Below are 25233 nucleotides of genomic sequence, written 5' to 3' on the forward strand. Positions count from 1 at the left end.
GTCTCTCTCTCCTGACTTCAACGCTTGTAATTCTGCTTGACGAAGGGCAGCGCCACGATCTCGGCCGGCTGTGCCTTGCCACGTATGATGAGGTTCACCTTTTCGCCCGGCTCGCCATGACCGGCGGACACGTAGCCCATCGCAACCGGGCCGCCGACCGTGGGGCCAAAGCTGCCCGAGGTGATCTGGCCGATGCTGTTGCCCTCGGCGCACTGGATCTCAACGCCCTGACGGGCCGGTGCACGGCCTTCGGGCTTGATGCCCACCAGCTTGCGCGCGGCGCCTTCGGCCAGTTCTTTTTGTACGCGATCCGCGCCCGGGAAACCGCCCTCTTCCTTGCGGCGTTTCTGCATCGCCCAGCCCAAGGACGCCTCGACCGGCGAGGTACTCTGGTCGATGTCATTGCCATAAAGGCACAGGCCGGCCTCCAGCCGCAGGCTGTCGCGTGCGCCCAGACCGGCCGGTTCGCAATCCTCATGTGCCAGAAACGCCCGGGTGATCTCGATCGCCTTGTCTTCGGGGATCGAGATCTCATACCCGTCCTCGCCGGTATAACCCAGGCGCGAGATGCGGCATTCGACGCCGTTGATGTCCGCAATCGTGGTTTCCATGAACTTCAGGTCGCGCGCGGCAGGGCAGAGTTCACCCACCACGTTTTCCGCCGCAGGACCCTGAACCGCCACCAGAGCACGATCGAAGATCTCGGTCACTTCGACGCCATCCAGATTGGCCTGCATATGCGGAATGTCCTGATGGCGCAGCGCCGCGTTCACCACCACAAAGAAATGATCGCCCGCGTTCGACACGATCAAATCGTCCATGATCCCGCCTTCGGGGTTGGTGAAAAACCCGTACCGCGCCTTGCCTTCTTTCAGCGTCGCATAGGCCTGCGGGCAAAGCGCTTCCAGCTTCTCGCCCACATTCTCGCCCCGCAGGATCACCTGACCCATATGAGACACATCAAACACCGCCGCCTTATCACGGCACTGCTTATGCTCACCCATGATCCCCAAAGGATACTGAACAGGCATCTCCCAACCAGCAAAATCAACCATCTTACCACCCAACTCAACGTGGAGTGAATAAAGAGGCGTGCGTTTCGGTGTGGTCATTATAAAGGCCTTTCAAATGCCGTTTCATAGATCACCGCATTGTCTGCATTCGCAGCTCTGCCCGACTTCTATTAGACACCAAAGTTCCCGGGACGCTATTGCGAGTCAACAAGATATGCTTGGACGCCAGCTTTCAGTGGGCGAGACCAATTGCAGCAATTTTGTATCGTATAAGAAACTTATCCCCGTTAGGCAACAAAAGAGATGCATGCATCCATATTCAGAATTGGACAGGTTAAATCATTGCCAATGGCTGATTTCTGCACGCAGCCAGACAAAACACCACTGGCCCCTGCCGAAAACCTGCCCTAAGACTTCGCCCAAGAGGGACCGCAATGTCGCATATTACACTGGTGCGTCACGGCCAGGCCAATACCGCCGCACGTGACGAAGAAAGCTATGACAAGCTCAGTGAGCTGGGCCACCAGCAAGCCCGCTGGCTGGGGGCACATCTGCAGGATACACATGCGCATTATCCGCGCGTCTATTGCGGCACACTGCAGCGGCACGTTGAAACCGCAGCCAGCATGAAACTGCCTGATCCCATTCAAGATCCGCGCCTGAACGAGATTGAGTATTTTAACATCGCCCGCTTATACGAACAGCAACATGGTGTGGTGGTGCCAAGGGATCGCGAAGGGTTCGTCGAACACCTGCCCCGCACTTTCGCCGCCTGGGCAAAAGGTGAGATCGAAGGTACGCCCGAAACATTCGACGCCTTCGAAACCCGTGTCTCAGACGCCCTGCGAGAGATCGGAACCGAGGGTGGCCCAGCCATCGTGGTGACCTCGGGCGCGTTAATCTCGATGGTAGTGCGGCAAGCGATGGGACTGGATATCCCAGCGATGGCACGGGTGGCGCTTGCCATCATGAATACATCGCTACATCGTCTGCACCCAATCGGCACCCAGCTGAGCCCGGTTCTGTTCAACGCAGTTCCTCATCTGGAAGCGCCCGACAGGCAATTCGCACAGACCCACCTGTAATCAGATCGGAGACCCCTGATGCAGCTTTACTATGCGCCCCGCACGATCTCGGTCGCTGTTGCGATTGCTTTGGAAGAGGCCGGGTTGGAATACGAAGCGATCAAGCTGGATTTCGCCGAGGGCGAACAGACGAAACCTGCCTACAAACAGATCAACCCAAAGGGACGTGTTCCGGCGCTGGTTGTCGAAGGCGGTATCCTGACCGAGACCGGAGCATTGCTGGAATATATCGCAGCCAAGACCCCCGAAGCGGGTCTGGTGCCCACCGATCCGGTCATGGCTGCACGGATGCGCGAGGTGATGTTCTACCTCGCTTCAACCATGCATGTGAATCACGCCCATAAGTTGCGCGGACACCGTTGGGCCGACAAGAAATCCAGCTGGAAAGACATGAAAGACAAGGTCGCACAGACGATGACCGCATCCTGCGACTATATCTCTTCAAACGGGCTGCGCGGACCGTATGTTCTGGGCGAGGCATTCTCGCTGGCTGACGCTTATCTCTATGTGGTTTGCAGTTGGCTGGAAGGTGATGGCGTTGATGCCTCGGCCTTCCCCAAAATCCTCGCCTTCCGTGAGGCGATGGAAGCCCGTCCCTCGGTCCAGGCGGTGCGTGCCGCCGGAATGCTCTGACAAAAGGAATTATGATGACACATCTCTGGGTCCGGGCAGAACAGCGCCCGAATGAGGAACGGGTCGGGCTGACCCCCGAAGGTGCCGCAGCGCTGATCGCGGCGGGTATCCACGTAACGGTCGAGGAAAGCCATGTCCGCGCCATCCCGATAAAAGGCTACAAAGACGCAGGATGCGAAATCGCGCCTGAAAATTCCTGGCCCAATGCGCCGCAGGATGCGATCATTTTTGGCCTGAAAGAGCTGCCAGAGGATGGCACGCCCCTGCCCCACCGCCACATCATGTTCGGCCACGCCTATAAGGGCCAGCATTCGGGTCGTGCACTGCTGGATCGGTTCAAGGCTGGCGGCGGCACACTATACGATCTGGAATATCTGGTCGATGAGGATGGTCGCCGGGTCGCGGCCTTCGGCTATTGGGCCGGTTATGCCGGCGCTGCGGTGACACTGAAAACATGGGCGGCACAGCAGCGCGGACAGAAATGCCCGCCTGTAGGCGTCTATCCAAGCAAGGATGCGCTGAACGCGGAACTGCTGGTCGAACTGGAGGCCACCGGAGCCGACCGCCCCAGCGCCATCGTCATTGGAGCGCTTGGCCGCGTGGGCACCGGAGCAGCGGACCTGTGTGAGGCTATGGGCGTTACAGTCACCAAATGGGACATGGCCGAAACTGCCAGTGGCGGGCCATTCCCGGAAATCCTGGATCACGACCTGTTCCTGAACTGCATCTTCGCCCGTCCCGGCACCCCGGTCTTTGTTTCACAAGAGGCGCTGACCGCCCCCCGCAACTTGACCGCAATTGGCGATGTGGCCTGCGACCCGGACAGCGATTACAACCCGGTTCCCGTCTATGACCGCGCCACCACTTGGGAGGCCCCCGCTCTGCGCGTGGCCACCGATACGGTGATGGACGTGATGGCAATCGACAACCTGCCGTCGATGCTGCCGGTCGAAAGCTCGGAAGACTACGCAGCGCAACTGCTGCCTTCTTTGCTGACACTGACCGATCTGGACAGCGGTGTCTGGGGCCGGGCAGAAGCAACATATAAAACACATATCGAAGGGATCTGAGAGATGACTATTCACTGGTGTGGCACGGGCCTGTCGGCCATTCCCGGCCTGCGCCGCCTGATCGAAGGCGGTTATAAAGTTACCGTCTGGAATCGGACCGTCGACAAGGCCAAAGCCGAGGTCGGAGACCTGACCGACGACATTCGCGCCTTCGACATCGACGCACTTGGCGCGGTGCTGGAAAAAGGCGACGTGATCGTTTCGATGCTACCCGGCGATTGGCACGTGCCGTTAGCAGAGCTTGCGATCTCGAGACAGGCCAATTTCGTGTCATCCTCCTACATCGCGCCCGAAATGCGCGGGCTGGACGACAAGGCTCGCGATGCTGGTGTAGCACTGGTCAACGAGGTCGGGTTGGACCCGGGCATTGACCACCTGATGGCACACGCACTGGTCGATGACTACCGCGCCTCTGACGCGTTCGATCCGCAAAACCACCTGAGCTTTATCTCGTATTGCGGCGGAATTCCCAAGAACCCGAACCCGTTTCGCTATAAGTTCAGCTGGTCGCCTCTGGGTGTGCTCAAGGCACTGCGCTCTCCCTCCAAATCAATCCGCGACTACGCTCCTCTGGACGTCGCTCGCCCGTGGGATGCGATCAGCAGCTATATCGCACCGCTTCCGACGCCAGAAAGTTTCGAAGTCTACCCCAATCGCGATTCGATTCCGTTCATGGCGCAATACCATTTCGAGGATCACTGGCCGGTTAAGGAATTCGTCCGTGGCACCCTGCGCCTGAACGGTTGGGCTGACGCCTGGTCTGATGTGTTCACCGAGATCGAAACCCTATCCGGCCCCGAAGGCGATGCGCGTCTGAAAGAGATGTCGGACCAGTTCTGGGACGAAAACGCCTATGACGAAGGTGAGCCTGATCGCGTAGTTCTATGCGTGGGGCTAAAGGCAGAAAAAGACGGCGTTCCCGTCTGGCACAAAACCTATGTCATGGACGCGTGGGGCGACGCGCGCGGCACAGCAATGGCGCGCCTGGTATCGGTCCCGGTGTCGCTGGCCATCGAGGCGGTTCTAAACCGCGCCATCCCGGCAGGCGTTCACGCCGCCCCCAGCGATCCGAAGCTGGTGCAAGGCTGGATGGCCGAGATCGACAAATTGGCCCAGCATCTTCAAGTGGTGGACCACACGGCCTGAAAATGAAAAAGCCATTCCGGGGGATCGGAATGGCTTTAACGGTGCCCGTGTTCGCTTTGGTCTAGCATCTTTGTCTTTCAGATATAGCGTTCAATCGTTTGGTCGATATCGCTGCGGTTGATGCCAAGGTCGGCCAACTCTTGATCAGATAGGCGATTCAGATCCTGCGCCGCACGAACAATGCTTGATCTGATTGCGTGCAACCGCATTGCCCGATCAAACAACATGACGGTGCTGGAATTGACCGGCGTCTTACGAGGCGGGTTTGAATCCAACATTTTCTCCTCCGTTTTTTCTGCCACACGTTTGGCGGCATACAGATCAGTGAACCGGGCGCTTGTAAGGCTGCTTGTGATAGACGCTCTGATAGGCGCGCTCTTTGATCTCGTCGCGCGGCATTCCGATGTCTGCCAACTGCTTGTCGCTCAGGTTTTCCAGCTCCCGAACGGTATTTGCTAAGATTCCACGGCGGAAATGTTCCACCCGTGCTTCGGCGTAATTCGAGAACATACCGAAGAAGAGCCCCTTCTGAGGGGTAACTGTTTGTGCGTATCCCATGACTTTCTCCTTTAGCTCTGAGTTGCGATTGTCGTTGCAAAACAGACTAAAGATGTCAGGATTAATGATTCCGGTGGGTCGGATTAACTTCGGTTAATTTTACTTTCGTCGAACGCTAAACGGCCATTGTGCAAAACACCCAAAGCCAAGATGCGCTGTTTACTTTGCCAGATCTGCGTTCAGCACGTATTGGATCAGGAACAGCGTCGCCGGGTCTGCCTCTGACCGCAGTAACACATCTTGAAGCGAAGCGTTCAGAGCATCCGTTCCCCAAGCCTTGGCGGCTAGGGCAATCCAACCTGCCATAGCTGCGTCATGCCCCAATGACCGCCTGTAGATTTTCAGGATCTGCTCCTGTAATTCAGGCCACGTAGTGCCACCTTCGGCCAAAACCTGGACCAGTTTCTGCCTGTCCTCGAGTGGTCGACTGCGCGATGCCAGCACTTCACCGATCACTTCAATAGCATCAAGCCCGTCCACTTCTATACCTGCCAGCGCCCAATCCGTCAGATTGGCGCTGCCGGATTTCAACGCTGAGCGATACCGGCTTCGCACCAGCGCCTTTGCCTCGGGGTCTGATTGCAACCCCATCAAGCGTATGACAGCCGGTGCATAGGCTAGACGCTGCACAGTGCGCAGCTCTTGCAATAAGTACGTGGTTGGCACGGCATACTGCACTTGCCGCGCAATCGCGTAAGGCGCTCGGTGAATTTCGACAAGAGCGGCATTCCGCAGCAGCCGGTCTTCGTTGGTCAGGTATTGGCTAAAAAACGCAACTCGATCGGGGTCACCGGTTTCCCCAATACTCCAGTTTTTTTCCTGAGCACGCACCGTGTCGAGAAAATCGGCCCGCTTTGGCGTCATCAGAAAACCTTTGGACCAGGCGTTAAAAACACTGCGCCCCGCTTTGTCCTGGAACCCACCACCGTAGATCATCAATACGGTTTTGCTCGGATCGGTTCGGAAAGCGGTTCGAGTAACACTGTCGATGAGGAAAGGAATCTTAGGCAAGGACGCCAGTTGCTCGGGCGTTCCTTTTAACAAAGAGACCGGGGTGTATTTGAAAGGATTGTCAGGCGACGGCGCGGCCAGCACGACAACATGCGCCGACAGGATGCGGTCGGCAAGTGAGTATTCGGGCAACGTGACACAGACAGAGCAGGCGGCCGAAATGCGAGGAACCGCAACGGTGGCAGCGACAATCAAAAAGCCTCCGAGAAAGTGCCAAACGCTTCGCATATACCTCTCTGGCGACCACACTAAGGCAGGGCCGCATTCCTTTAATCTGCTCAGAGTACCTAAAAGATACAAATCCGGCGACCGGTTCTGTGACGGGTACGGCCAGCGCGATCTAGCCGCCTGCAATCAATTCTACATCAGGTCGTTTTCAACATCCTCGGCCGAAATCCCCAGTGCATCCAGCCCGTTTTCCAGATGGTCCGACAGGTGTGGCGTACCGATCAGGTAATCGGCGCAAGGAGTCGAGGCCTCGGATTTGGCAGTTGCGATGGCTTCGGCAAGATCCTCGGCAAAGAAACTCTCGCGCCCAATCCACATGACCGCAACCAACTCGGCTTGCTCGTCTTCGCCCATACGGTCAATAAAAGCGCGCAGTTCGCCCTCGGCCCGGTTCAATTCACGCCCCATCATGGCGACCTGAGCGATTTTTCTTGCCGAGATTTCCAACATGACCCAACTCCTCGTGTTCGCGGTTTCTATCCTAGCACAACCATCCCACGACGCCTGAGTCTTTGATCTTACGCAAACAAAGTGACCTTATGGCTCGCGATTGCGGGAAACCGGGTGTTCGGGGACGGGGGCTGTGCGAAAGGGGCGGAACGTGGCCTTCTTCAACCACAGTTTAAGCGCCTGCCAAAGGATCAGGATAAACGCACGGCGTGCGCCAAAGGGTCGGCGCAGCAGCGACCAAAGAATTGTGCCATTCGTCAGCGGTGTCCGCTGTCCGGTCAGCGTGGCGATCAGCCCGCCGCCTTCGCGCCCGTAGTCGATCCATGCCCCCACCCGATCCGGGCGATAGTCGAACCGAAACGTGTACGTGCCTTCGATCTTTTGAAACGGTGAAACATGCATCAGCTTGTCTGCGACGATCCGGTCCGAAGCCCGGATCGGTTCAAAACCGGGATTGTGGCACAGATAGCTGTGGCGCGTGCCGTAAGTGTTCGTGACCTCAGCCACCACTGCATAAAGCCTGTGTTCAGCGTCGAAGCAAAACCAGAAACTGACTGGGTTGAACACATGCCCTAGAACACGCGGCTGGGTCAGCAGCGTGATGTGATCGGGTTGAGGCACATTCATCTGGTCGAACTGCTCGCGTAGCCATGTTGCGCCCCGTCCCTTCCCCGGTTCACCGCCGTGGTCGCTAACTCGCCAGTTGGTGACATTGGCGCGATTCATGGAAAACAGGACGGGTGTCTGTGGCACGCTTTCAGGGTCAAGCAGGATGTAGTCGACAGAGTATCGAAAAGCGTTTTGAACAGTCCCTTTGCGCCCATGAAAAGTATGGCCTGCAATGTGATCGACCCTGTTCACGTACATTCCCCTTATCTGCATGCAAACCGTTCGACTGGCATTCTTTTCCTCATTTGTTTGTACCATGCGATACGGAGTTTAGCGCAGCGCGGATCAAAAACTGCGCAGAAAGTGATCCATCTTGGGTCAACTTGCGTAATGTGGTTATGTTTACCGAGATTGAAACCGTGACCTTGGATGATCCGCCGGCTGTCGGGCCCGCAGTTAAACCTTGGCGCGCTAATAAACGCACCAGGGACAAGCCGGTGAACAAAGCAGATGGCAGTAGCAAAACCAGAACTGAGTGGGTGAGCCACGTCAGGCGCATTCGGGATGCGCAGGATCAGGCCGCGTTTGCCGAGCTGTTCCAGCATTTCGCGCCTCGGATCAAGGCATTCCTGATAAAATCGGGGTCTAATGCTGCTTTGGCCGAGGAATGCGCGCAAGAGGTGATGGCGACCTTGTGGCACAAGGCACACCTGTTCGATCCGACCCGCGCAACCGTGGCCACTTGGGTGTTCACGATCGCGCGCAACAAACGCATCGACGTGCTGCGCAAACAACGCCGCCCCGAGCCCGAGGATCTTGGCTGGGGGCCCGAGGCAGAGCCGGAACAAGAGGACGTTGTAGCGCTGCAACAGGAAACTGCGCAATTGCGCGACGCCATGGCGGCGCTGCCCGGAGCGCAAAGAGAGTTGATCGAAAAGGCCTATTTTGGGGACTTGAGCCACCGAGAGATTGCATCTCAGACCGGTTTACCCCTGGGAACGATCAAATCACGGATAAGGCTGGCGCTGGACCGCTTGCGCCACGCGATGAATTGAGATGATGAAGATGAGCAACGATATCAAACATCACCTGACAGACGACCTGCTGATGGCCTATGCCGCCGGCAGCCTGCCCGAGGCGTTCGACCTAATGGTCGCAACGCATCTTTCCCTGTGCGACCACTGCCGCGCGCGGGCGGAAAGCTTTGACGCTGTTGGCGGCTGTGTGCTGCAAGATCAGGATACTTCTGCCAGCATGAGTAAGGATTCTTTGGCCGCAACGATGGCGCTGATCGCCAAGGGGGCCCCGATCACCAAACCAGCGCGTCCCAGCTGTTCGGTTCTGCCCGCCCCCTTGCAGGATTACGTTGGTGGAGATGTAAACGACATCAAATGGCGGCCTGTCGGCATGGGCGTAAAGCAGGCCATCCTGCCGACCACCCGCGAGGCAACGGCCCGCCTTCTGTTCATTCCCGCTGGCGCAGCGGTCCCGGACCACAGCCACAACGGCATGGAGCTGACAATGGTTCTGCAAGGTGCGTTCTCGGACGAGGTCGATCACTTTGCCCGTGGCGATGTCGAAATCGCGGATGAGGATTTGCACCACACGCCAACAGCCGATATCTCGGAGGATTGCATCTGTTTGGCGGTCACGGACGCACCTCTGAAGTTCAGAAAATTGATGCCGCGCCTATTCCAGCCGTTCTTGCGCATCTGAAGCGTTGGGGCGGTTCGTGCCACACTGAACCATTAATTTGGTTGGGGAGGAATTTCATGCGAAATCATCTTATTCTAAGTGCTTTGGTCTTGGCACTTGCCAGCGCAGCTTGGGCGCAGCGCGCAGCAGATGTGAAATTCGACGCCGGCAATTTCGGCACGATGGTGAGCGGGACAATCACGGGCAATGAGTATTTTGACTACAAGCTGGACGCGCAAGCGGGTCAGGAAATGTTCGCCGATCTCAAGGTCAGCGACACCAATGGTAACGGCGTAGTCTACTTCAATATCCTGCCGCCCGGCAGTGATGGCGAAGCGATCTACAACGGCTCTATCAATGGCAACACTGCCCGCATCGACCTGCCCGAAGACGGAGATTACACGATCCGCGTCTATCTGATGGGCAATGATCGGGACACCGATAAGACAGTCGGCTACAATCTAGATTTGTCTATCCAGTAAAGGTCAGCCTTCGGATTTGCCCAGCGGCACAACATTGGTGTGGTCGTCCGGGGCAAGCTCTTCGAAATCGAAATTGTCTAGCCGCTGCGCCCGACGACCGGCTTTTTCAGCGCTGATCTTGATCTCTGATATATCTTTGGCCGCCTGACCGAAATGGCGATCCAGGTTGGATACGCGGTCGCCAAGACGCTCCACATCCTTGTGCAGCATCCCCAGTTCCTTGCGGATGGCGCCCGCCTGTTCCCGCATCCGCGCGTCCTTGAGGATCGCGCGCATCGTGTTCAGCGTCGCCATGCAGGTGGTGGGCGAGACGATCCAGACGCGTTTGCTGAAACTCTCCTGCACCAGTTCCGGGAATTTGGCGTGCAGTTCGGCATAAACCGCCTCGGACGGCAGGAACATCAGCGCGCCATCGGCGGTTTCGCCATCCAGTATGTATTTCTCGGCGATGTCATTGATATGTTTGCGCACTGTGCTGCGAAACATCTGCACGGCGGCTTTCAGTTCGGCATCATTGGTCGAGCCAATCAGTGCCTCATATGCTTCCAGTGGAAACTTGCTGTCGATCACGATCGGCCCCGGCGGGTTCGGCAGGTTGATCAGACAATCTGCCCGCCGCCCATTCGACAGCGTCGCCTGCAGTTGGAAACTGTCCGAGGGCAGCGCCTTTGACACGATATCGTTCAACTGAATTTCCCCAAACGCGCCGCGGGTCTGCTTGTTCGACAGAATATCCTGCAGCGACAACACATCGCCCGACAGCTTGGTGATATTGTCCTGCGCCTTGTCGATGGCGGCCAGACGTTCCTGCAACTGCGTCAGTGAGGTCGCGGTCTGCTTCGACGAGCCGTGCAGCGATTCCTTCATTCGTTCCTGCATCTCGGCCAAAGCCCGCGCCGACTTCATCGCGTTATCCGCCAATCGGTCATTCATCTGCTGCTGTACCGAGGACAAGCGGGATTCGACCGTCTGGATCACCTGAACCTGCGCATTGGCCTGCGTATCCGACACGTGCTGCAATCCGCCGCGCAGCTGTTCCTGCCCCTGCCCCAACTGCTGCACGTTCTGGCCCAGATGCGCCAACTGCCGGGCCAGCGGCTCCGCCATTCGGGCGGAACGGTTGGCTGCCCGCAAGGACAGGAACAGCAAAAGCAGTATCAACGCTACCACCCCACCCGCGATCAGCACCACAGGTTCGTTCAAAGCCATTTCTGTGCCAGCAATCTCGATCATATCGCCTCAGATGTTCTTGTTTTATTCTTCATAGCCCGACGAAGCACCGGGATCAACTGCGCCCGAACAAACGTTCGATGTCGCTCAGCTTTAGTTCCACATATGTTGGCCGTCCGTGGTTGCACTGACCGGAATGAGGCGTTGCCTCCATCTCGCGCAGCAGGGCGTTCATTTCCTCGGCCCGCATTCGGCGGCCCGACCGGACCGATCCATGACAGGCCACCCGGCTGAGGATCGCCTCGATCCGTACCTGCACCGCCTGGCTTTCACCCTGATCGGCCAATTCGTCGAGGATATCCAGAATCATCGCGCGGGCGTCGACCTCACCCAGAATGGCCGGGGTCTCACGCACGGCGATGGCGCCACCACCGAAGGGCTCCAGCGTCAGGCCGAGGCGCGACAGGTCGTCGGCGACCGTCATCAGCCGTGCGCAGTCACCTTCCGAAAGTTCGACAATTTCCGGGATCAGCAGCGCCTGCGCGGCGACGCCCTTCTCGGCCATCTGGGTTTTGAGTTTTTCATAGACCAGCCGTTCATGCGCGGCGTGTTGGTCGACGATCACCATTCCATCGGAGGTTTGGGCGATGATGTAGTTTTCATGCACCTGCCCGCGTGCTGCACCCAGAGGCAGGTCTTGCGGTGCGGGATCTTCAACAGGCGCCGGAGCCACCACCGGGGGCGGTTCAACGATGCTGCCGCTATAATCATTTGCCAACTCGGCAAAGCCCGGTGACTGCGCCCGAAACGCTGCTTGCCGCGCCGACTGAGAAGGTCGGTCAATCTGATAGGCCCGCGCCGGAGCGGGTTGCGCGGGCTCTGGTCGCATCGCCCCAAGGGTCGCGTTCGCTACGGTCGAGGATGCGCGATGCCCGGCCTCGGCCAGCGCGTGCCGTAGGGCCGAGATGATCAGCCCCCGCGCCACACCGGGATCGCGGAATCGGACCTCGGATTTCGCTGGGTGGACATTCACGTCCACCAGCGTCGGGTCGCAGTCGATGAACAGAGCCGCCGCAGGGTGACGGTCGCGGCTGAGGAAATCGAAATAGGCCGCCCTCAGCGCCCCGGTCAGCATCTTGTCGCGAACGGGGCGGCCGTTGACGAACAGATACTGCGCAACAGCCGCACCGCGCGAATAGGTCGGCAGGGCGGCATATCCATACAGTCGGATACCCTCACGTGTGGCGTCGATCTGAAGGGCATTTTCCGCAAACTCTCGCCCGATCACGCGGGCCAAACGGGCATGCAGCGCGTCGAAGAGATCGCCATTCTCACGGTCGGCTCGGAAGGTCACGCGGCCTTCGCCCCCGCCCGACACATCGCGCAGCGTGAAAGTGATCGCCGGTTCTGCCATCGCGAGGCGTTTGACGGTGTCGGTGATCGCCTGAGCCTCGGCCCGATCCGTGCGCATGAATTTCAGTCGCGCGGGCGTGGCAAAGAACAGATCGCGCAGCTCTACGACTGTCCCTACGCGCAGGGCCGCTGGTTTCACGGCCTCCATCGTGCCGCCTGCCACATGGATTTGTGCTGCATCTGCCCCAGGTACTCGGCTGGTGATGGTCAGCCGCCCCACCGCCCCAAGTGAGGGCAACGCCTCACCCCGGAAACCGAACGTATGGATGTTCAGCAGGTCCGAGCCGTCGATCTTGGATGTCGCGTGCCGCGACAGGGCCAGCGGCAGATCATCCGCCGATATCCCGCACCCATCGTCGGTGACGCGAATCAACGTCTTGCCCCCGTCGGCGATGTCGATGGCAATCCGACTTGCCCCGGCGTCGATCGCGTTTTCCACCAACTCCTTGACTGCCGAGGCCGGGCGTTCGACCACCTCACCCGCAGCGATGCGGTTGATCGCAGCGTCGTCGAGCTGCCGGATTACGGGGCGATTTTCGCTGATATTGGGGTTCACCTGCACCATACCACCAGACCTAGCACACACATACGCGATTCTGCCACTGGTTTGGCGGGCCTATTTTTCGAGGAGGGGGCGTTCGAACAATCGCAACGCGCCGGAGTTTCTTTGCGGCGATCCGGATCGCGATTGTCCGAACGATCCGAAGTGAGTGGTGGTCATTCAGAATTTAATAGCGGGGGTCGTAGCATGAAAACCATGATCGCGGTGATTAACTCTGACGGTGCCTAATTTCTGAGCAATTTTCAGCCGACGAGTCATGTGTGGCACAAGCGGGATCACGCCCTATCAAGCCGCGCTGGGTGCTCCGGTCCGATGTCGACACGGCCCCCGAAACGCGGCACAGGCCAGAATCAGACCTGACATGGTCGCGATCATCCCCGCCGCGCTAACAGCGTCCGAGCCCCCCAACCAAAGTGGCCCATAGCCCGCCAGCACATAGCCAGAAACCGAGGACATGATGGCAAAGACAACGCTCCAGGCGATTTGCGCTTCTAACCGGTTGGCCATCATTCGTGCAGCTGCAGGCGGGCAGATGAACATAGCAATCACGATGATCGATCCCACAGCGTCAAAAGCAGCGACTGCTGCGATGGCGGCTGTGATGACCAAAGCCATGCCTAACGCACCTGTGCGGATTCCGATGGTGCGCGCAAAACCTTCGTCAAAGGTGGAAATCTTCAACGGTCGCCAGAACAGCCAGATGAACAGGATCACACCCACCAACGTCATCGCAATACGAGGCAGTTCCGGAGGCAGCCCGGCCAAGGCCGTCAGGTCCACCAATGACGACCACCCTACAGCATCCAGCCAGATCAGGCTTTCCAGATTGCCGTACAGGGCGTGTTCTACATCCAGATGCACGGTTGAAGTATCGGTTTGTTCCAACAACAGAACACCGCCTGCGAACATGGTGGTGAAGACCACACCCATCGCCGCCCCGGGCTCGATCTGGCCCAGTCGACGGATCGCTTCGATCATCACCACGGCAACAATCGCCGCACCCGCTGCGCCCAGCATCATCGGCCAGGTCGAGATCGCTCCGGTCAGAATAAAGGCCACCACGATGCCCGGCAGCACCACGTGGCTAATCGCGTCCCCGATCAGGGCCTGCTTGCGCAGCACCAGAAAATTCCCTGGCAACGCGCAGGCGATGGCCGCAAATGTTCCGATCAGCAACGGCGTCAGCGACAAGGGAACGAATTCTTCACCACTCATGAGCGTACCCCCTGCGGGCCGCCGATCTGGCGGTCAATTTCGGCGATCTGATCGCGGGTCAGGACGGTTTCGATATCGCGCAGCCCGTCATAAAGCGCCGCCGTCGCCTCATGCGTTTGATCGGCACGGACAACCTCCCACCGTTTTTCATCTCGCAGCGCCTTTGCGGCACGGGCCTTCCCGGCCTCAGTAGCGACACCATCGGCACGGGCCAACCTGGCGCGTTTCAGCAGACGCAGGGTCAGAGGCTCATAGATTGTCTGGTCTTGCGCCAGCGCCAAAAGACCTTGCCGAATATGCACCCGGCGTTGAAACTTCAGATGTTGCAATACCGCTGCCAGAACACCCCGGACGGGCGCAAACAGCAGGGACAGTGCGAAGAAACCAAAGCTGACCAAAACGATGATCGGACCGGTTGGCAGGTTCGGGGCCGAGGCCGACAGGGCCGCCCCCAAATACCCGGCCAGACCGCCCGCCAGACCGGCCAGCAGAACAACCCGGTCCGAGCGGTCGGTCCAGAACCGAGCCGTGACCGCAGGAATGATCAACAGGGCAACGATCAGGATCAGCCCGACAATTTTCAGGCCAACCACGGTGACGGCCATCACAAGGCCCATCATCGCAAGGTCGATCCGATGTACCGGCAGTCCCCGCGCGGCGGCATATTCCGGGTCAAAGGCGACCATTGTCATCGGGCGACGAATGATCATCACCAAGGCCAGCGTCGCCGCCCCTCCAATCGCGATGATTAAGGCATCAGCCCAAAGCATTCCGGCCGTTGAACCCAGAAGGAACCCTTCCAGCCCCGCTTGCCTGCCAACGCCCATGGTCTGAATGATTGTCAGCAGGACAATGCCAAACCCAAAGAAGACCGAAAGGACCGCTCCGATAGCCGCGTCCTCGGCCAGCCGCGTGCGGCCCGTCAGCCAGTTCATACACAGCAATCCAATCCAGGCGGATATTGCCGACCCGGACAGCAGGCCAATCAGGTTTCGCCCATCTCCACCGAAGGCGACGAGCACCATAAAAGCCAGACACACACCCGGCAGGGTCGCATGGCTGATTGCGTCGCTGACCAGCGCGCGTTTACGTAGAAACAGAAAAGTCCCAGTGACCCCGGCGGACACACCCAGCAAGGTCGCACCAATCGCAACCAGCGTGGCGTTATAGCCCAGCTGCAGGGTCAGAGCGTCCCAAAGCATGGATCACCCCAACGCGCGCGAAATCTGGTCGATCTGCGCGGTTGCCAAACGGCCTCCGTACGCAGACTGCAGGGTTTCGGCAGTAAATGCCTCGGCCACTGGGCCTTCGGCCACTTTGCGTGTGTTGATCAGGAACACGTGGTCGAAATAATCGGTAACGGTGGCCAGATCATGATGCACGACAACGACGGTCTTGCCCGCCTCTTTCAACGATTTCAGCACGGCGATGATGGCTTTTTCCGTGGCCGCGTCAACGCCGGCAAAAGGTTCATCCAGCAGATACAGATCAGCCTCTTGCGCCAAAGCGCGGGCCAGGAAAACGCGTTGCTGCTGACCACCGGAAAGTTGGCCTATCTGACGATCTGCGAAATCATGCATGCCGACGCGGTTCAAACAATCCATCGCCTGCGCCATGTGCCGGGCGCGGATACGGCCCAGCAGACCAAGTTGCCGTGACAGTCCCATCAGCACCACGTCGATCACGCGTGTCGGGAAATCCCAATCCACACTGGCACGCTGTGGCACATAGGCAATCCGGGCACGTTGCTGATCCAGCGGTTTGCCATAGACGGTGACTTTCCCCGATAACGGCGACACAATCCCTAAAGCGGCCTTGAGCAAGGTCGATTTCCCCGCCCCGTTGGGGCCGATGATCGCCGTCATCGCGCCAGTCTGTACCGTCATGTCCACCGAAAATACTGCCGGTTTCTGGCCGTAAGATACGGTCAGACCACGAATGGCCAAGGGGCTGTCGTCCAAGCTGTGCTCGGAAATTGAAACACCCTGATCAGCGGCCAGCTCCAGCATCACTCAAAACCCCGCCGACAATCTGCCATTCATACCGCGATCTGGCACTTCTGCACCCAATGCACCGGCGATGACGGTGATGTTGTGATCCAGCATGCCGATATAGGTGCCTTCATAGGTGCCGGGTTCTCCCATGGCATCCGAATACAGCTCACCACCGACGCCTACTTCATGACCCTTGGCTGCGGCCCCTTCGATCAGCGCGCGCATCGAGCGGTCGGAAACCGAGCTCTCCACGAACACGGCTTTCAATTGCTTGTCAACCAGCGTGTCCACCAGCTCTCCGATCCGATTAAGACCGGCTTCGGACTGGGTCGAGATGCCCTGGATACCCATCACCTCATAGCCGTAATCCGCACCAAAATAGCCAAAGGCATCATGCGCGGTGACTAGAATGCGGTTGTTTTCCGGCACAGCAACCAGCGCTTGTTTGGCGTAAGCTTCCAACTGGTCGATCTCGGCCAAATGCGCCTGTGCGTTGGTATTGAAGATGTCAGCAGCCTCTGGCCGCGCTTCGGTCAGCGCTTTTTGCACTTCGACCACCACATCGCGCCACAGGGCCGGGCTCATCCACACATGTGGATCGAATTTGTCGGCATAGTCGTCATGAGCACGCAACTTGGATTTGTCGACGCTCTCGGCCACGGCCACGACGGTGCGCTTGCGGCCCAGATCGTGGAAGAAGTCCTCCATCTGCGCTTCCAGATAAAGGCCATGCCAGAGGATCAGGTCTGCACGGGTCATGGCAACGATATCGCTACGGGTCTGACGATAGGCGTGCGGGTCGACGCCGGGGCCCATTAGACCCTGCACCTCAACCTGATCGCCACCGACCTGACGCGCCGCGTCAGCGATCATACCCGTGGAGGCGACCACTTTCAAAGGCGCCTCGGCCCAGACCGTCAAAGGCAAAGCAACAACAAAAGTCAGTGCTGCAAAAAAGCTGCGGCGAATCATGTGAGACTCCGAATCCATGTCCAGTTCAGAATGAATATGCGAACCATTCGCAACTAAGTCAACGCAATTGCGAATTATTCGCAAGAAAGCGCTTATTTTGTCCATTTGGTCAAAAAATGACTTGCTCACCCGCGCTATGCCTTCCATTTACGCGTAACCCGTGCGATTTTGGCGCAAACCTCCCAAAGGACGTGACTATGGATACGCAGAGCTCAGAAAGCCCCGTGCGCACCGCGCATCTGCCGCAAGTGACCGAACCCCGAAACCCGGGCATGGAGCTGGACCTCGACTGGGTGAGCGCCGTGCAGGCCAACACCTCGGCCATTGAACGCCGTGCGGCGACCCTGCCCGGTCGACGGTCGGTGAAGAAAGAGTATCAGGCGGCTTGGCTGCTCAAGGCGATCACCATGATCGACCTGACTACCCTGTCAGGCGACGATACCGTGGGCCGCGTGCGCCGCTTGTGCGCCAAGGCACGCCAGCCGGTTGCGTCTTCAACCTTGCAGGCGTTGGAAATGCCTCCGATTACCACCGGAGCCGTTTGTGTTTATCACGACATGATTGAGACCGCTGTAAACGCGCTTGAAGGCACCGGTATCCCGGTGGCTGCCGTGTCGACCGGCTTCCCTGCTGGTTTGTCCCCCTTCCACCTGCGCGTGGCGGAAATCGAGGAAAGCGTGAAGGCCGGGGCCGAAGAGATCGACATCGTCATCTCGCGACGTCACGTACTGTCGGGTGACTGGCAGGCTTTGTATGACGAAATGAAGGCCTTCCGTGTGGCCTGTGGCGATGCCCATGTTAAAGCCATCCTCGCCACCGGAGAGCTGGGCAGCCTGCGCAATGTCGCGCGTGCCTCGCTGGTTTGCATGATGGCGGGGGCAGATTTCATCAAAACCTCGACCGGCAAGGAGAGCGTCAATGCCACCCTGCCCGTTAGCCTTGTGATGATCCGCGCGATCCGCGATTATTATGACCGCACCGGGTATCGCGTCGGCTATAAGCCTGCCGGCGGCATCTCAAAGGCCAAAGACGCGCTGGTCTACCTGTCGCTGATCAAGGACGAGTTGGGCGACCGCTGGCTGGAGCCGGACCTGTTCCGCTTTGGTGCGTCATCGCTGCTGGGCGATATTGAGCGGCAATTGGAACATTATGTGACTGGGGCTTACTCGGCTGGGTACAGGCATTCGATGGGCTGAGCCCGTGGATATGTCTGGACAGTGAGTATTTGGGAAAAGATGAAGTTATGACAGTCAAAGAGATCTTCGAGACCATGGATTACGGCCCTGCCCCCGAAAGCGCTGCCGAGGCGTTGGCCTGGCTGGTCGATCAGGGCGACAAATTCGGCCACTATATTGATGGTACCTTCACTAAGCCGGGCAAAGGGTTTGACAGTCGCAACCCTGCAACCGGAGAAGTTCTGGCCAATCTGACCCAGGCCAAACAAGCCGACGTGGACGCAGCCGTCGCTGCAGCACGCAAGGCGCAGCCAAATTGGGAAAAGCTGGGCGGCGCTGGCCGCGCACGGTATCTCTATGCGATTGCGCGCCTGCTGCAGAAGCATGCGCGCTTGGCTGCGGTGCTGGAAAGTCTTGATAACGGCAAGCCGATCCGTGAATCGCGCGACATCGACATACCTCTGGCGCAGCGGCATTTCTATTACCACGCAGGCATGGCGCAGTTGATGGAAAGCGAATTGCCTGACGTAGAGGCGTTGGGGGTATGCGGACAAATCATCCCGTGGAATTTCCCGCTGCTGATGCTGGCATGGAAAATCGCGCCTGCGATCGCGATGGGCAACACGGTGGTTCTGAAACCGGCCGAGTACACTTCTCTGACAGCGCTGCTGTTTGCTGACATCTGCTCGCAAGCCGGGCTGCCGAAGGGCGTGGTCAATATCGTCACGGGCGACGGTTCGGTGGGTGAGATGATCGTGGCCGCTGACGTGGACAAGATCGCCTTTACCGGCTCGACCGTTGTGGGGCGGCGCATTCGTGAGGCGACCGCAGGTTCGGGCAAAGAACTGACGTTGGAGCTGGGTGGAAAGTCCGCATACATCGTGTTCGACGACGCCGATATCGACAGCGCCATTGAAGGTCTGGTCGATGCGATCTGGTTCAATCAGGGTCAGGTCTGCTGCGCGGGCTCACGCCTTCTGGTGCAGGAGGGCATCGCCGACCGTTTCCACGAAAAACTGCGTGCACGAATGGACAATCTGCGCGTCGGCGATCCGCTGGACAAATGCATCGACGTGGGCGCGGTTGTAGATCCGCTTCAGCTGCAAACCATCAAGGCTATGGTCGAAAGCAATACGGTTGGTCACGTCCATCAGGCCGCCTGTGAGTTGCCCGAAAACGGCTGCTACTACCCGCCTACGCTGATCTCGGGCCTCGAAACATCCGATCCGCTGATGCAGGAAGAGATCTTCGGCCCGGTTCTTGTGTCTTCGACCTTCCGCACGCCGGACGAGGCAGTCGAGCTGGCCAACAACACCCGTTACGGTCTGGCCGCGACGGTCTGGACCGAGAATGTGAACCTCGCGTTGGATATCGCGCCCAAGCTGGTTGCGGGCGTGGTCTGGGTGAACGCCACCAATCTGTTCGATGCGGCTGCCGGGTTCGGCGGGGTGCGCGAAAGCGGATTTGGCCGTGAAGGCGGATGGGAAGGGCTGACGGCCTATACCAAACCCAAAGGCAAGGCAAAGCCTCTGGCCAAGGTCGAGGCGATCATGGGCGAAGGTGCTCCGGTCGATCCGATCGACCGCACTTCCAAGATGTATGTCGGCGGCAAGCAGGCACGGCCCGATGGGGGGTATTCGAAACCGGTCTGGGGCAAATCCGGCCTTCTGGGTCATGTCGGCCTTGCCAACCGCAAGGACGTGCGCAACGCGGTTGAGGCTGCGGCGGGGGCCAAGAGCTGGGCCAAGACCACCGGTCATCTGCGGGCGCAAATCCTGTATTACATTGGTGAAAACCTATCGGCCCGTGCGGACGAGTTCGCGGCGCGCATCGATGCTATGACCGGCAAGAAGGACGGCGCGAAAGAGGTCGACGCCTCGATCCAGCGCCTTTTCACCGCCGCCGCCTGGGCCGACAAATATGACGGTCAGGTACACGGTGTTCCGATCCGTGGCGTTGCCATTGCTATGAAGGAGTCCGTGGGTGTCATCGGCGCGCTCTGCGCGGATGAGGCACCGCTGCTGGGGCTGGTTTCAGCCATGGCACCTGCGATTGCGATGGGCAACCGGGTGGTGCTGGCGGCAAGCGAGCCCTATCCGCTGGCAGCGACGGATTTCTACCAAATCCTCGAAACCTCGGACGTGCCCGCAGGTGTGGTCAACATCCTGACCGGCAGCCATGCGGAACTGGCGAAACCGCTGGCCTCGCATCTGAACGTTGATGCAGTCTGGTCGTTCTCATCCACTGACCTGTCAAAAGAGATCGAGGTCGTTTCCGCCGGAAACCTGAAACGAACTTGGGTCAATAACGCGACGGCATTTGATTGGAGCATGGACCATTCCCGCCGCTTCCTCCAGGCTGCGACAGAAGTGAAAAACATCTGGGTGCCCTACGGCGAATAGGGCACCGACTTCAGGAGGAAAGTGTCTTGGTATTGCCAGTTGGTAAGAACGCTAAGAGATCACTCGGTTTTCTTGTTGTTCTGTCTCTGGTTCTCTCCACCGCAGGAATGGGCTTTTTGATGGCCAATTTCGAAACTCTTGTACTTCCGATGCTTGAAGAAACACGTAGTGCGGTTGGTCCAGAAAACATCGGCAATCCGGAAGGGCGAGAATAGGGAGGCTCCTATGGATTTTTCGGGACAAACCGTCATCGTTATTGGCGGTACCAGTGGCATTAACCGCGGCATTGCCGAGGCCTTTGCGGCCTCGGGGGCTAAACTGGCCGTTGCCAGCCGGTCGCAAGACAAGGTGGACGACACGCTTGCCGCGCTGAAAGATGCAGGCGCAGCCGAAGTGATCGGCGCGGCCTTTGACGTCCGCGATGCTCAGGCCGTCGCTGAAGGTCTGAAACAATTCCACGACGCGTTCGGCGATTTCGATGTGTTGGTTTCAGGCGCGGCGGGCAACTTCCCCGCACTTGCGGCCGAGATGTCGGTCAACGCGTTCAAGACCGTGATCGATATCGACCTGATGGGCACGGTCCATGTGATGAAAGGGGCCTACCCCTATCTCAAACGCCCCGGAGCCAGCATCATTAACATCTCGGCCCCGCAGGCGTTTCTACCTTACGAAGGGCAGGCCCATGTCTGCGCGGCCAAGGCAGGTGTCGATCAGATCACCCGCACCTTGTCGATGGAATGGGGGGTCGAGGGTATCCGTGTGAACTCGGTCGTACCGGGATTTATCGAAGGCACCGAAGGTGCGCGGCGTCTGGCCCCGACGGAAAACGCTCATGAGGAGCTGCGCCGCGACGTGCCGCTGGGGCGTTGGGGGAACACACAGGACGTGGCGAATGCCTGCTTGTTTCTCAGTTCGGATATGGCAAGCTATATCAGCGGTACGGTTCTGTCTGTGGATGGCGCGCTGTATCAGCGCGGCTCGGGCAAATTTGGCCAGATGATGGGGCAGATGTTACGCAGCGCAGCGGGAAAAAAGGGCTGAGACGCGCTCAGCCCCCTTTGATCAGTTTGTGGTTTCCAAACCTTCGGGTTTGCCGACAACGGTGAAATGCAACCCCTCGGGGTCCAGCAATTCGCTGGCCACACGGTTCACCTCGTCCAGAGTCACCGCGTTCACCTTGTCATTGCGGGTGGCGATGTAGTCGATCGGCAAGTTCTCCATCTGCATTCCGACCATGATCCCGGCGATCTGACCGTTGCCATCAAAGCGCAATGGATAGGCTCCGGTCAGGTAGGTCTTGGCGTCGTCCAACTCTTTCTGCGTCACGCCTTCTGTCGCAGCGCGGGCCCATTCGTCACGGATCACCTCGACCGCTTCCGCAATGCGGTCATTTGCCGATGAGACCGACCCAAGATAGACCGAGGCCAAATCCTTGGGCACCAGATAGGTGGCAACACCGTATGTCAGGCCACGTTTCTCGCGCACTTCCTGCATCAGGCGGCTTTCGAAACCTCCGCCGCCAAGAATGTGGTTCAGAATGTAGGCGGCGAAAAAGTCCGGGTCGTCGCGGTCGATACCGGCATGCCCGAACAAGGCCACCGATTGCGGCGTGTCGAATTCAACCACGCTGACACCACCAGATATGGTCACATCAGCACGGTCCGGAATCGGTTTTCCTGTTTCAGGCAGATCGGCCAACAGCCTGTCCAACAGCACACCCAGCTCGTCGGCGGTGATATCACCCACGGCGCCGACATAGAGACGATCCTTCGCAAACACATTGTCATAGGCGGTGACCACATCATCCCGGGTCAGAGCAGAGACACTTTCGATCGAGCCCTTGCCTTCGGTCCCGTAAGGGTGATCGCCATAGGCCATCCGTGCAAAGTTGCGCCCGGCAATGTCATTGGGGTTGGTCTGGTCCGAGCGCAAGCCGGACAGAACCTGCGCCTTCACGCGGTCTACAGCGTCCTCATCAAATCTGGGCTCATGAATCGTGGTGCGAAGCAGGTCGATCACTTCATCGCGGTTTTCGGTCAGGAATTGCGCTGAAATCGAAACCGAGTCATCGGACGCATTGTACCGGAACGACGCCGCCAAAGATTCTAGCTCTCGCGCATAGGTGCGGGCATCCATCTCTCCCGCGCCTTCTTCGATCAGCCCGCTCATCAGATAGACAGCCCCGCGTTTGCCGGGTTCATCCAGAGAAGTGCCGCCGCGAAACCGCAGCTCCAAAGCCGTGAAGGGGATCGAGTGATCTTCGACCAGCCACACAGTGATGCCTCCGGGTGAGGTGACCTCTTCGATTTCGATCTCGGCCCAGGCGGGCAGCGCGATGACAAAGGCGATCAGGGTTGCGAAGATGCGTTTCATTGCGTCACCTCATCGTCTTTCATCAACCAGCCAGTGACGGATGCCTCGGGTTGCAGAACTTCACGAGCGGCAGCAATGATCTCATCCCCCGTGACGTCTTGCACGATATCGGGCCAAGCCTGTACATCCTCGACCGTCAATCCGCTGGTCAGAGCGCGGCCATAGCGATTGCCGATCCCATCCACGTTGTCGCGGGCATAGGTCTGGGCAGCGCGCAGTTGCATCTTGATGCGGTCGAGGTCTTCTTCGTTCACACCCTCGGCGATGAAATCTGCGACCGCCTGATCCATTGCATCCTCGGCCTGTTGCAGGGACACGCCCTGCGCCGGAACGACCAGCAGATCAAAGGTTGTGTCGTCCAGCGACACTCCGCGATAGAAAGCCCCGGCATAGACGACCTTTTGCTGCTCGAACTGCAGCTTTTCGTTCAAATAAGACGTCGTACTGCCCCCCAGCAATTCGGCCAGCAGGTACAGTGCGGCGGCCTTTTCCTGCGCACCTGCGTCCCGTTCGGGCGCCAGATAGCTGCGCTGCACGTAAGGCTGCGAAACGCGCGGGTCTTTGAAGGTCAGACGGCGTTCAGCCGACTGTGGCGGCTCTTGCGAGCGAATCCGTTCGGGCAGGTCCGCGTTGGCCGGGATGACGCCATAATACTGTTCCGCCAGTGTTTTGACCTCATCGGGCTCCACATCTCCGGTCACCACTAGAATGGCGTTATTGGGCGCATAGTGGGTCTGGTAGAAGGACAGCGCGTCCTCCATATCCAGCGTCTCCATCTCGTGCCGCCAGCCGATAATGGGCACGCCATAACGATGGTTGAGGTATTGCGCGGCGCTCATCTGTTCGCCGAACAGGGCGCGTGGGCTGTTTTCCGTGCGCTGGTTGCGTTCTTCTAGGATCACGTCGCGTTCGGTAGCGATATCCTCTTCGGTCAGGCGGATATTGCGCATACGATCCGCTTCCATCCGCATCATCAACTCCAACCGATCGGCGGCGACGCGTTGAAAGTAAGCGGTGTAGTCGTAAGAGGTAAATGCGTTGTCATTACCGCCATTGGCCGCCACGGTGGCCGAGAACTCCCCCGGTGCCAGCGTATCGGTACCCTTGAACAACAGATGCTCCAGGAAATGCGCAACACCGGACGACCCCACAGGCTCATCTGCCGATCCGGCGCGATACCAGACCATGTGCTGCACGACCGGTGCGCGGTGATCCTCGATCACCACGACATCCATGCCATTGTCCAGCGTGAAAGCTGTAACTGCCTCATGCCCTTCTTTGGCCATCAAAGGGGTGGCGGCGAACAGGGCGGCAGATAATGCCAGGGCCCGAACCATGGGGCATCCTCCGTTTCATTTGATGCTGTTCAAACTACGGTGGTGCGGCGCAGGTTCAAGGCCAATGACGGAAAGTTAAGATTTATTCATTTCCCGGAGGCGCAGATGGCGTTTCAAGCCCCACGCGCCGCGCCGCCTGGTTCTGAGCGTCGGCATTCAGCGCCTGGCGCTGATAGACCTGCTCATACCGGTCGACTTTGAACAGGCGCAACCTTGTCCAACGGCCCTGCTTTCTGCGGAATTCGGCATCCTCGGTATCAACGACCTGACGTGTGTTGCTGGGCACACCATAGCGGCTGGAAGCCGTTACTAATGCTGCATCACCAGATGGAACAGCGGTATTGGGGTTCAACGCTGCCTCATTTCCGCCCAGCGCAACAACTGCGTCAGCCTTGGGGTTCGGATCGGTCAGGTTTGCACCGCCCGGTGTCGGTGCGGGCAGGAATTTGTAATCCTTGGGCTGGGTCAACGGTTTCACCGGCATGACCGAGAACTCATCCGGACCATCACCGGGGGCTTCCAGATGGCGCAGACCGATATCCGAGCATCCGGCAACCGCAAAGGCCAATGTCACAGCAAGTATGGAACGCGGCAACCGCATCAGAGTCTCCAGCCAGTTTCAGGCGCTTTTATCCCATTT

The 25233-nt window shown here is 58.7% G+C and carries 26 protein-coding genes; 11 read left to right on the forward strand and 15 right to left on the reverse strand.

The window, feature by feature from the left end:
* Positions 1 to 17 precede the first annotated feature (17 nt).
* Positions 18 to 1115: a glycine cleavage system aminomethyltransferase GcvT gene (gcvT, locus tag GOW93_RS04945; RefSeq protein ID WP_170382517.1), complete on the reverse strand. Its 1098-nt coding sequence runs from the start codon at positions 1113 to 1115 to the stop codon at positions 18 to 20.
* Between the two features lie 332 nt (positions 1116 to 1447).
* Between gcvT and GOW93_RS04950 the strand changes: the two genes are divergently transcribed.
* Genes GOW93_RS04950 through GOW93_RS04965 form a run of 4 tightly spaced genes read left to right on the forward strand, consistent with a single transcriptional unit; the run spans position 1448 to position 4947 of the window.
* The gene (locus GOW93_RS04950; protein WP_170382012.1) at positions 1448 to 2098 is read left to right on the forward strand and encodes a histidine phosphatase family protein; all 651 of its coding nucleotides are present in this window, start codon (positions 1448 to 1450) and stop codon (positions 2096 to 2098) included.
* Positions 2099 to 2116: 18 nt separating this feature from the next.
* On the forward strand, positions 2117 to 2731 hold the full coding sequence (locus GOW93_RS04955; protein WP_170382013.1) for a glutathione S-transferase family protein: 615 nt from the start codon (positions 2117 to 2119) through the stop codon (positions 2729 to 2731).
* 14 nt (positions 2732 to 2745) lie between these two features.
* Positions 2746 to 3801 carry a saccharopine dehydrogenase gene (locus GOW93_RS04960; RefSeq protein WP_170382014.1) on the forward strand — a complete coding sequence of 352 codons (1056 nt, stop codon included), beginning with the start codon at positions 2746 to 2748 and terminating at the stop codon, positions 3799 to 3801.
* A 3-nt stretch (positions 3802 to 3804) separates the two neighbouring features.
* A complete protein-coding gene (locus tag GOW93_RS04965) occupies positions 3805 to 4947 on the forward strand; it encodes a saccharopine dehydrogenase family protein (RefSeq protein ID WP_170382015.1) in 1143 nt (380 codons plus the stop codon).
* A gap of 77 nt (positions 4948 to 5024) precedes the next feature.
* On the opposite strand, the gene GOW93_RS04970 is transcribed toward GOW93_RS04965, so the two are convergent.
* The 5 genes from GOW93_RS04970 to GOW93_RS04990 all read right to left on the reverse strand — a co-directional run bounded on the left by GOW93_RS04970 (position 5025) and on the right by GOW93_RS04990 (position 8055).
* The gene (locus tag GOW93_RS04970) at positions 5025 to 5225 is read right to left on the reverse strand and encodes a DUF1127 domain-containing protein (protein ID WP_170382016.1); all 201 of its coding nucleotides are present in this window, start codon (positions 5223 to 5225) and stop codon (positions 5025 to 5027) included.
* Positions 5226 to 5268: 43 nt separating this feature from the next.
* A complete protein-coding gene (locus GOW93_RS04975) occupies positions 5269 to 5505 on the reverse strand; it encodes a DUF1127 domain-containing protein (RefSeq protein WP_170382017.1) in 237 nt (78 codons plus the stop codon).
* Between the two features lie 159 nt (positions 5506 to 5664).
* Positions 5665 to 6711 carry a hypothetical protein gene (locus GOW93_RS04980; protein WP_170382018.1) on the reverse strand — a complete coding sequence of 349 codons (1047 nt, stop codon included), beginning with the start codon at positions 6709 to 6711 and terminating at the stop codon, positions 5665 to 5667.
* Between the two features lie 165 nt (positions 6712 to 6876).
* A complete protein-coding gene (locus tag GOW93_RS04985) occupies positions 6877 to 7194 on the reverse strand; it encodes a DUF3775 domain-containing protein (RefSeq protein ID WP_170326413.1) in 318 nt (105 codons plus the stop codon).
* Between the two features lie 87 nt (positions 7195 to 7281).
* Positions 7282 to 8055 carry a DUF1365 domain-containing protein gene (locus GOW93_RS04990; protein ID WP_170382019.1) on the reverse strand — a complete coding sequence of 258 codons (774 nt, stop codon included), beginning with the start codon at positions 8053 to 8055 and terminating at the stop codon, positions 7282 to 7284.
* Between the two features lie 146 nt (positions 8056 to 8201).
* Between GOW93_RS04990 and GOW93_RS04995 the strand changes: the two genes are divergently transcribed.
* From GOW93_RS04995 to GOW93_RS05005, 3 genes are read left to right on the forward strand one after another with little or no spacing between them, the layout of a single operon-like run.
* Positions 8202 to 8858, forward strand: coding sequence for a sigma-70 family RNA polymerase sigma factor (locus GOW93_RS04995; RefSeq protein WP_170382020.1), 657 nt, complete (start codon positions 8202 to 8204; stop codon positions 8856 to 8858).
* A 10-nt stretch (positions 8859 to 8868) separates the two neighbouring features.
* Complete coding sequence (locus GOW93_RS05000) at positions 8869 to 9519, forward strand: ChrR family anti-sigma-E factor (protein WP_170382021.1); 651 nt, start codon at positions 8869 to 8871, stop codon at positions 9517 to 9519.
* A 56-nt stretch (positions 9520 to 9575) separates the two neighbouring features.
* The gene (locus tag GOW93_RS05005; RefSeq protein ID WP_170382022.1) at positions 9576 to 9980 is read left to right on the forward strand and encodes a hypothetical protein; all 405 of its coding nucleotides are present in this window, start codon (positions 9576 to 9578) and stop codon (positions 9978 to 9980) included.
* Positions 9981 to 9983: 3 nt separating this feature from the next.
* Here the strand turns inward: GOW93_RS05005 and GOW93_RS05010 are convergent, their stop codons facing one another.
* From GOW93_RS05010 to GOW93_RS05035, 6 genes are all read right to left on the reverse strand, one after another.
* Positions 9984 to 11213: a DNA recombination protein RmuC gene (locus GOW93_RS05010; RefSeq protein WP_170382023.1), complete on the reverse strand. Its 1230-nt coding sequence runs from the start codon at positions 11211 to 11213 to the stop codon at positions 9984 to 9986.
* A 52-nt stretch (positions 11214 to 11265) separates the two neighbouring features.
* A complete protein-coding gene (gene mutL / locus GOW93_RS05015; RefSeq protein WP_170382024.1) occupies positions 11266 to 13128 on the reverse strand; it encodes a DNA mismatch repair endonuclease MutL in 1863 nt (620 codons plus the stop codon).
* Between the two features lie 282 nt (positions 13129 to 13410).
* The gene (locus GOW93_RS05020) at positions 13411 to 14340 is read right to left on the reverse strand and encodes a metal ABC transporter permease (RefSeq protein WP_170382025.1); all 930 of its coding nucleotides are present in this window, start codon (positions 14338 to 14340) and stop codon (positions 13411 to 13413) included.
* Positions 14337 to 15542, reverse strand: coding sequence for a metal ABC transporter permease (locus GOW93_RS05025; RefSeq protein WP_170382026.1), 1206 nt, complete (start codon positions 15540 to 15542; stop codon positions 14337 to 14339). The genes GOW93_RS05020 and GOW93_RS05025 overlap by 4 nt, the downstream gene beginning before the upstream one ends.
* A gap of 3 nt (positions 15543 to 15545) precedes the next feature.
* Positions 15546 to 16349, reverse strand: coding sequence for a metal ABC transporter ATP-binding protein (locus GOW93_RS05030; protein WP_170382027.1), 804 nt, complete (start codon positions 16347 to 16349; stop codon positions 15546 to 15548).
* A 3-nt stretch (positions 16350 to 16352) separates the two neighbouring features.
* On the reverse strand, positions 16353 to 17306 hold the full coding sequence (locus GOW93_RS05035; protein WP_170382028.1) for a metal ABC transporter solute-binding protein, Zn/Mn family: 954 nt from the start codon (positions 17304 to 17306) through the stop codon (positions 16353 to 16355).
* Between the two features lie 197 nt (positions 17307 to 17503).
* Between GOW93_RS05035 and deoC the strand changes: the two genes are divergently transcribed.
* Genes deoC through GOW93_RS05055 form a run of 4 tightly spaced genes read left to right on the forward strand, consistent with a single transcriptional unit; the run spans position 17504 to position 21924 of the window.
* Entirely contained in the window at positions 17504 to 18502 is a 999-nt protein-coding gene (gene deoC, locus GOW93_RS05040) for a deoxyribose-phosphate aldolase (protein ID WP_170382029.1), read from the forward strand.
* A 47-nt stretch (positions 18503 to 18549) separates the two neighbouring features.
* Complete coding sequence (locus GOW93_RS05045; protein WP_170382030.1) at positions 18550 to 20883, forward strand: aldehyde dehydrogenase family protein; 2334 nt, start codon at positions 18550 to 18552, stop codon at positions 20881 to 20883.
* Positions 20884 to 20909: 26 nt separating this feature from the next.
* On the forward strand, positions 20910 to 21098 hold the full coding sequence (locus tag GOW93_RS05050) for a hypothetical protein (protein WP_170382031.1): 189 nt from the start codon (positions 20910 to 20912) through the stop codon (positions 21096 to 21098).
* A 10-nt stretch (positions 21099 to 21108) separates the two neighbouring features.
* On the forward strand, positions 21109 to 21924 hold the full coding sequence (locus GOW93_RS05055; protein ID WP_170382032.1) for an SDR family oxidoreductase: 816 nt from the start codon (positions 21109 to 21111) through the stop codon (positions 21922 to 21924).
* 21 nt (positions 21925 to 21945) lie between these two features.
* Here the strand turns inward: GOW93_RS05055 and GOW93_RS05060 are convergent, their stop codons facing one another.
* The 3 genes from GOW93_RS05060 to GOW93_RS05070 form a co-directional block, all read right to left on the reverse strand.
* Complete coding sequence (locus GOW93_RS05060; RefSeq protein ID WP_170382033.1) at positions 21946 to 23256, reverse strand: M16 family metallopeptidase; 1311 nt, start codon at positions 23254 to 23256, stop codon at positions 21946 to 21948.
* Positions 23253 to 24593 carry a M16 family metallopeptidase gene (locus GOW93_RS05065; protein WP_170382034.1) on the reverse strand — a complete coding sequence of 447 codons (1341 nt, stop codon included), beginning with the start codon at positions 24591 to 24593 and terminating at the stop codon, positions 23253 to 23255. Before GOW93_RS05065 ends, GOW93_RS05060 begins: the two co-directional genes overlap by 4 nt.
* 82 nt (positions 24594 to 24675) lie before the next feature.
* Positions 24676 to 25194: a DUF3035 domain-containing protein gene (locus GOW93_RS05070; RefSeq protein ID WP_170382035.1), complete on the reverse strand. Its 519-nt coding sequence runs from the start codon at positions 25192 to 25194 to the stop codon at positions 24676 to 24678.
* Positions 25195 to 25233: the final 39 nt, after the last annotated feature.

This window comes from Ruegeria atlantica (assembly GCF_013032455.1).
GTDB classification, from domain to species: domain Bacteria; phylum Pseudomonadota; class Alphaproteobacteria; order Rhodobacterales; family Rhodobacteraceae; genus Ruegeria; species Ruegeria atlantica_B.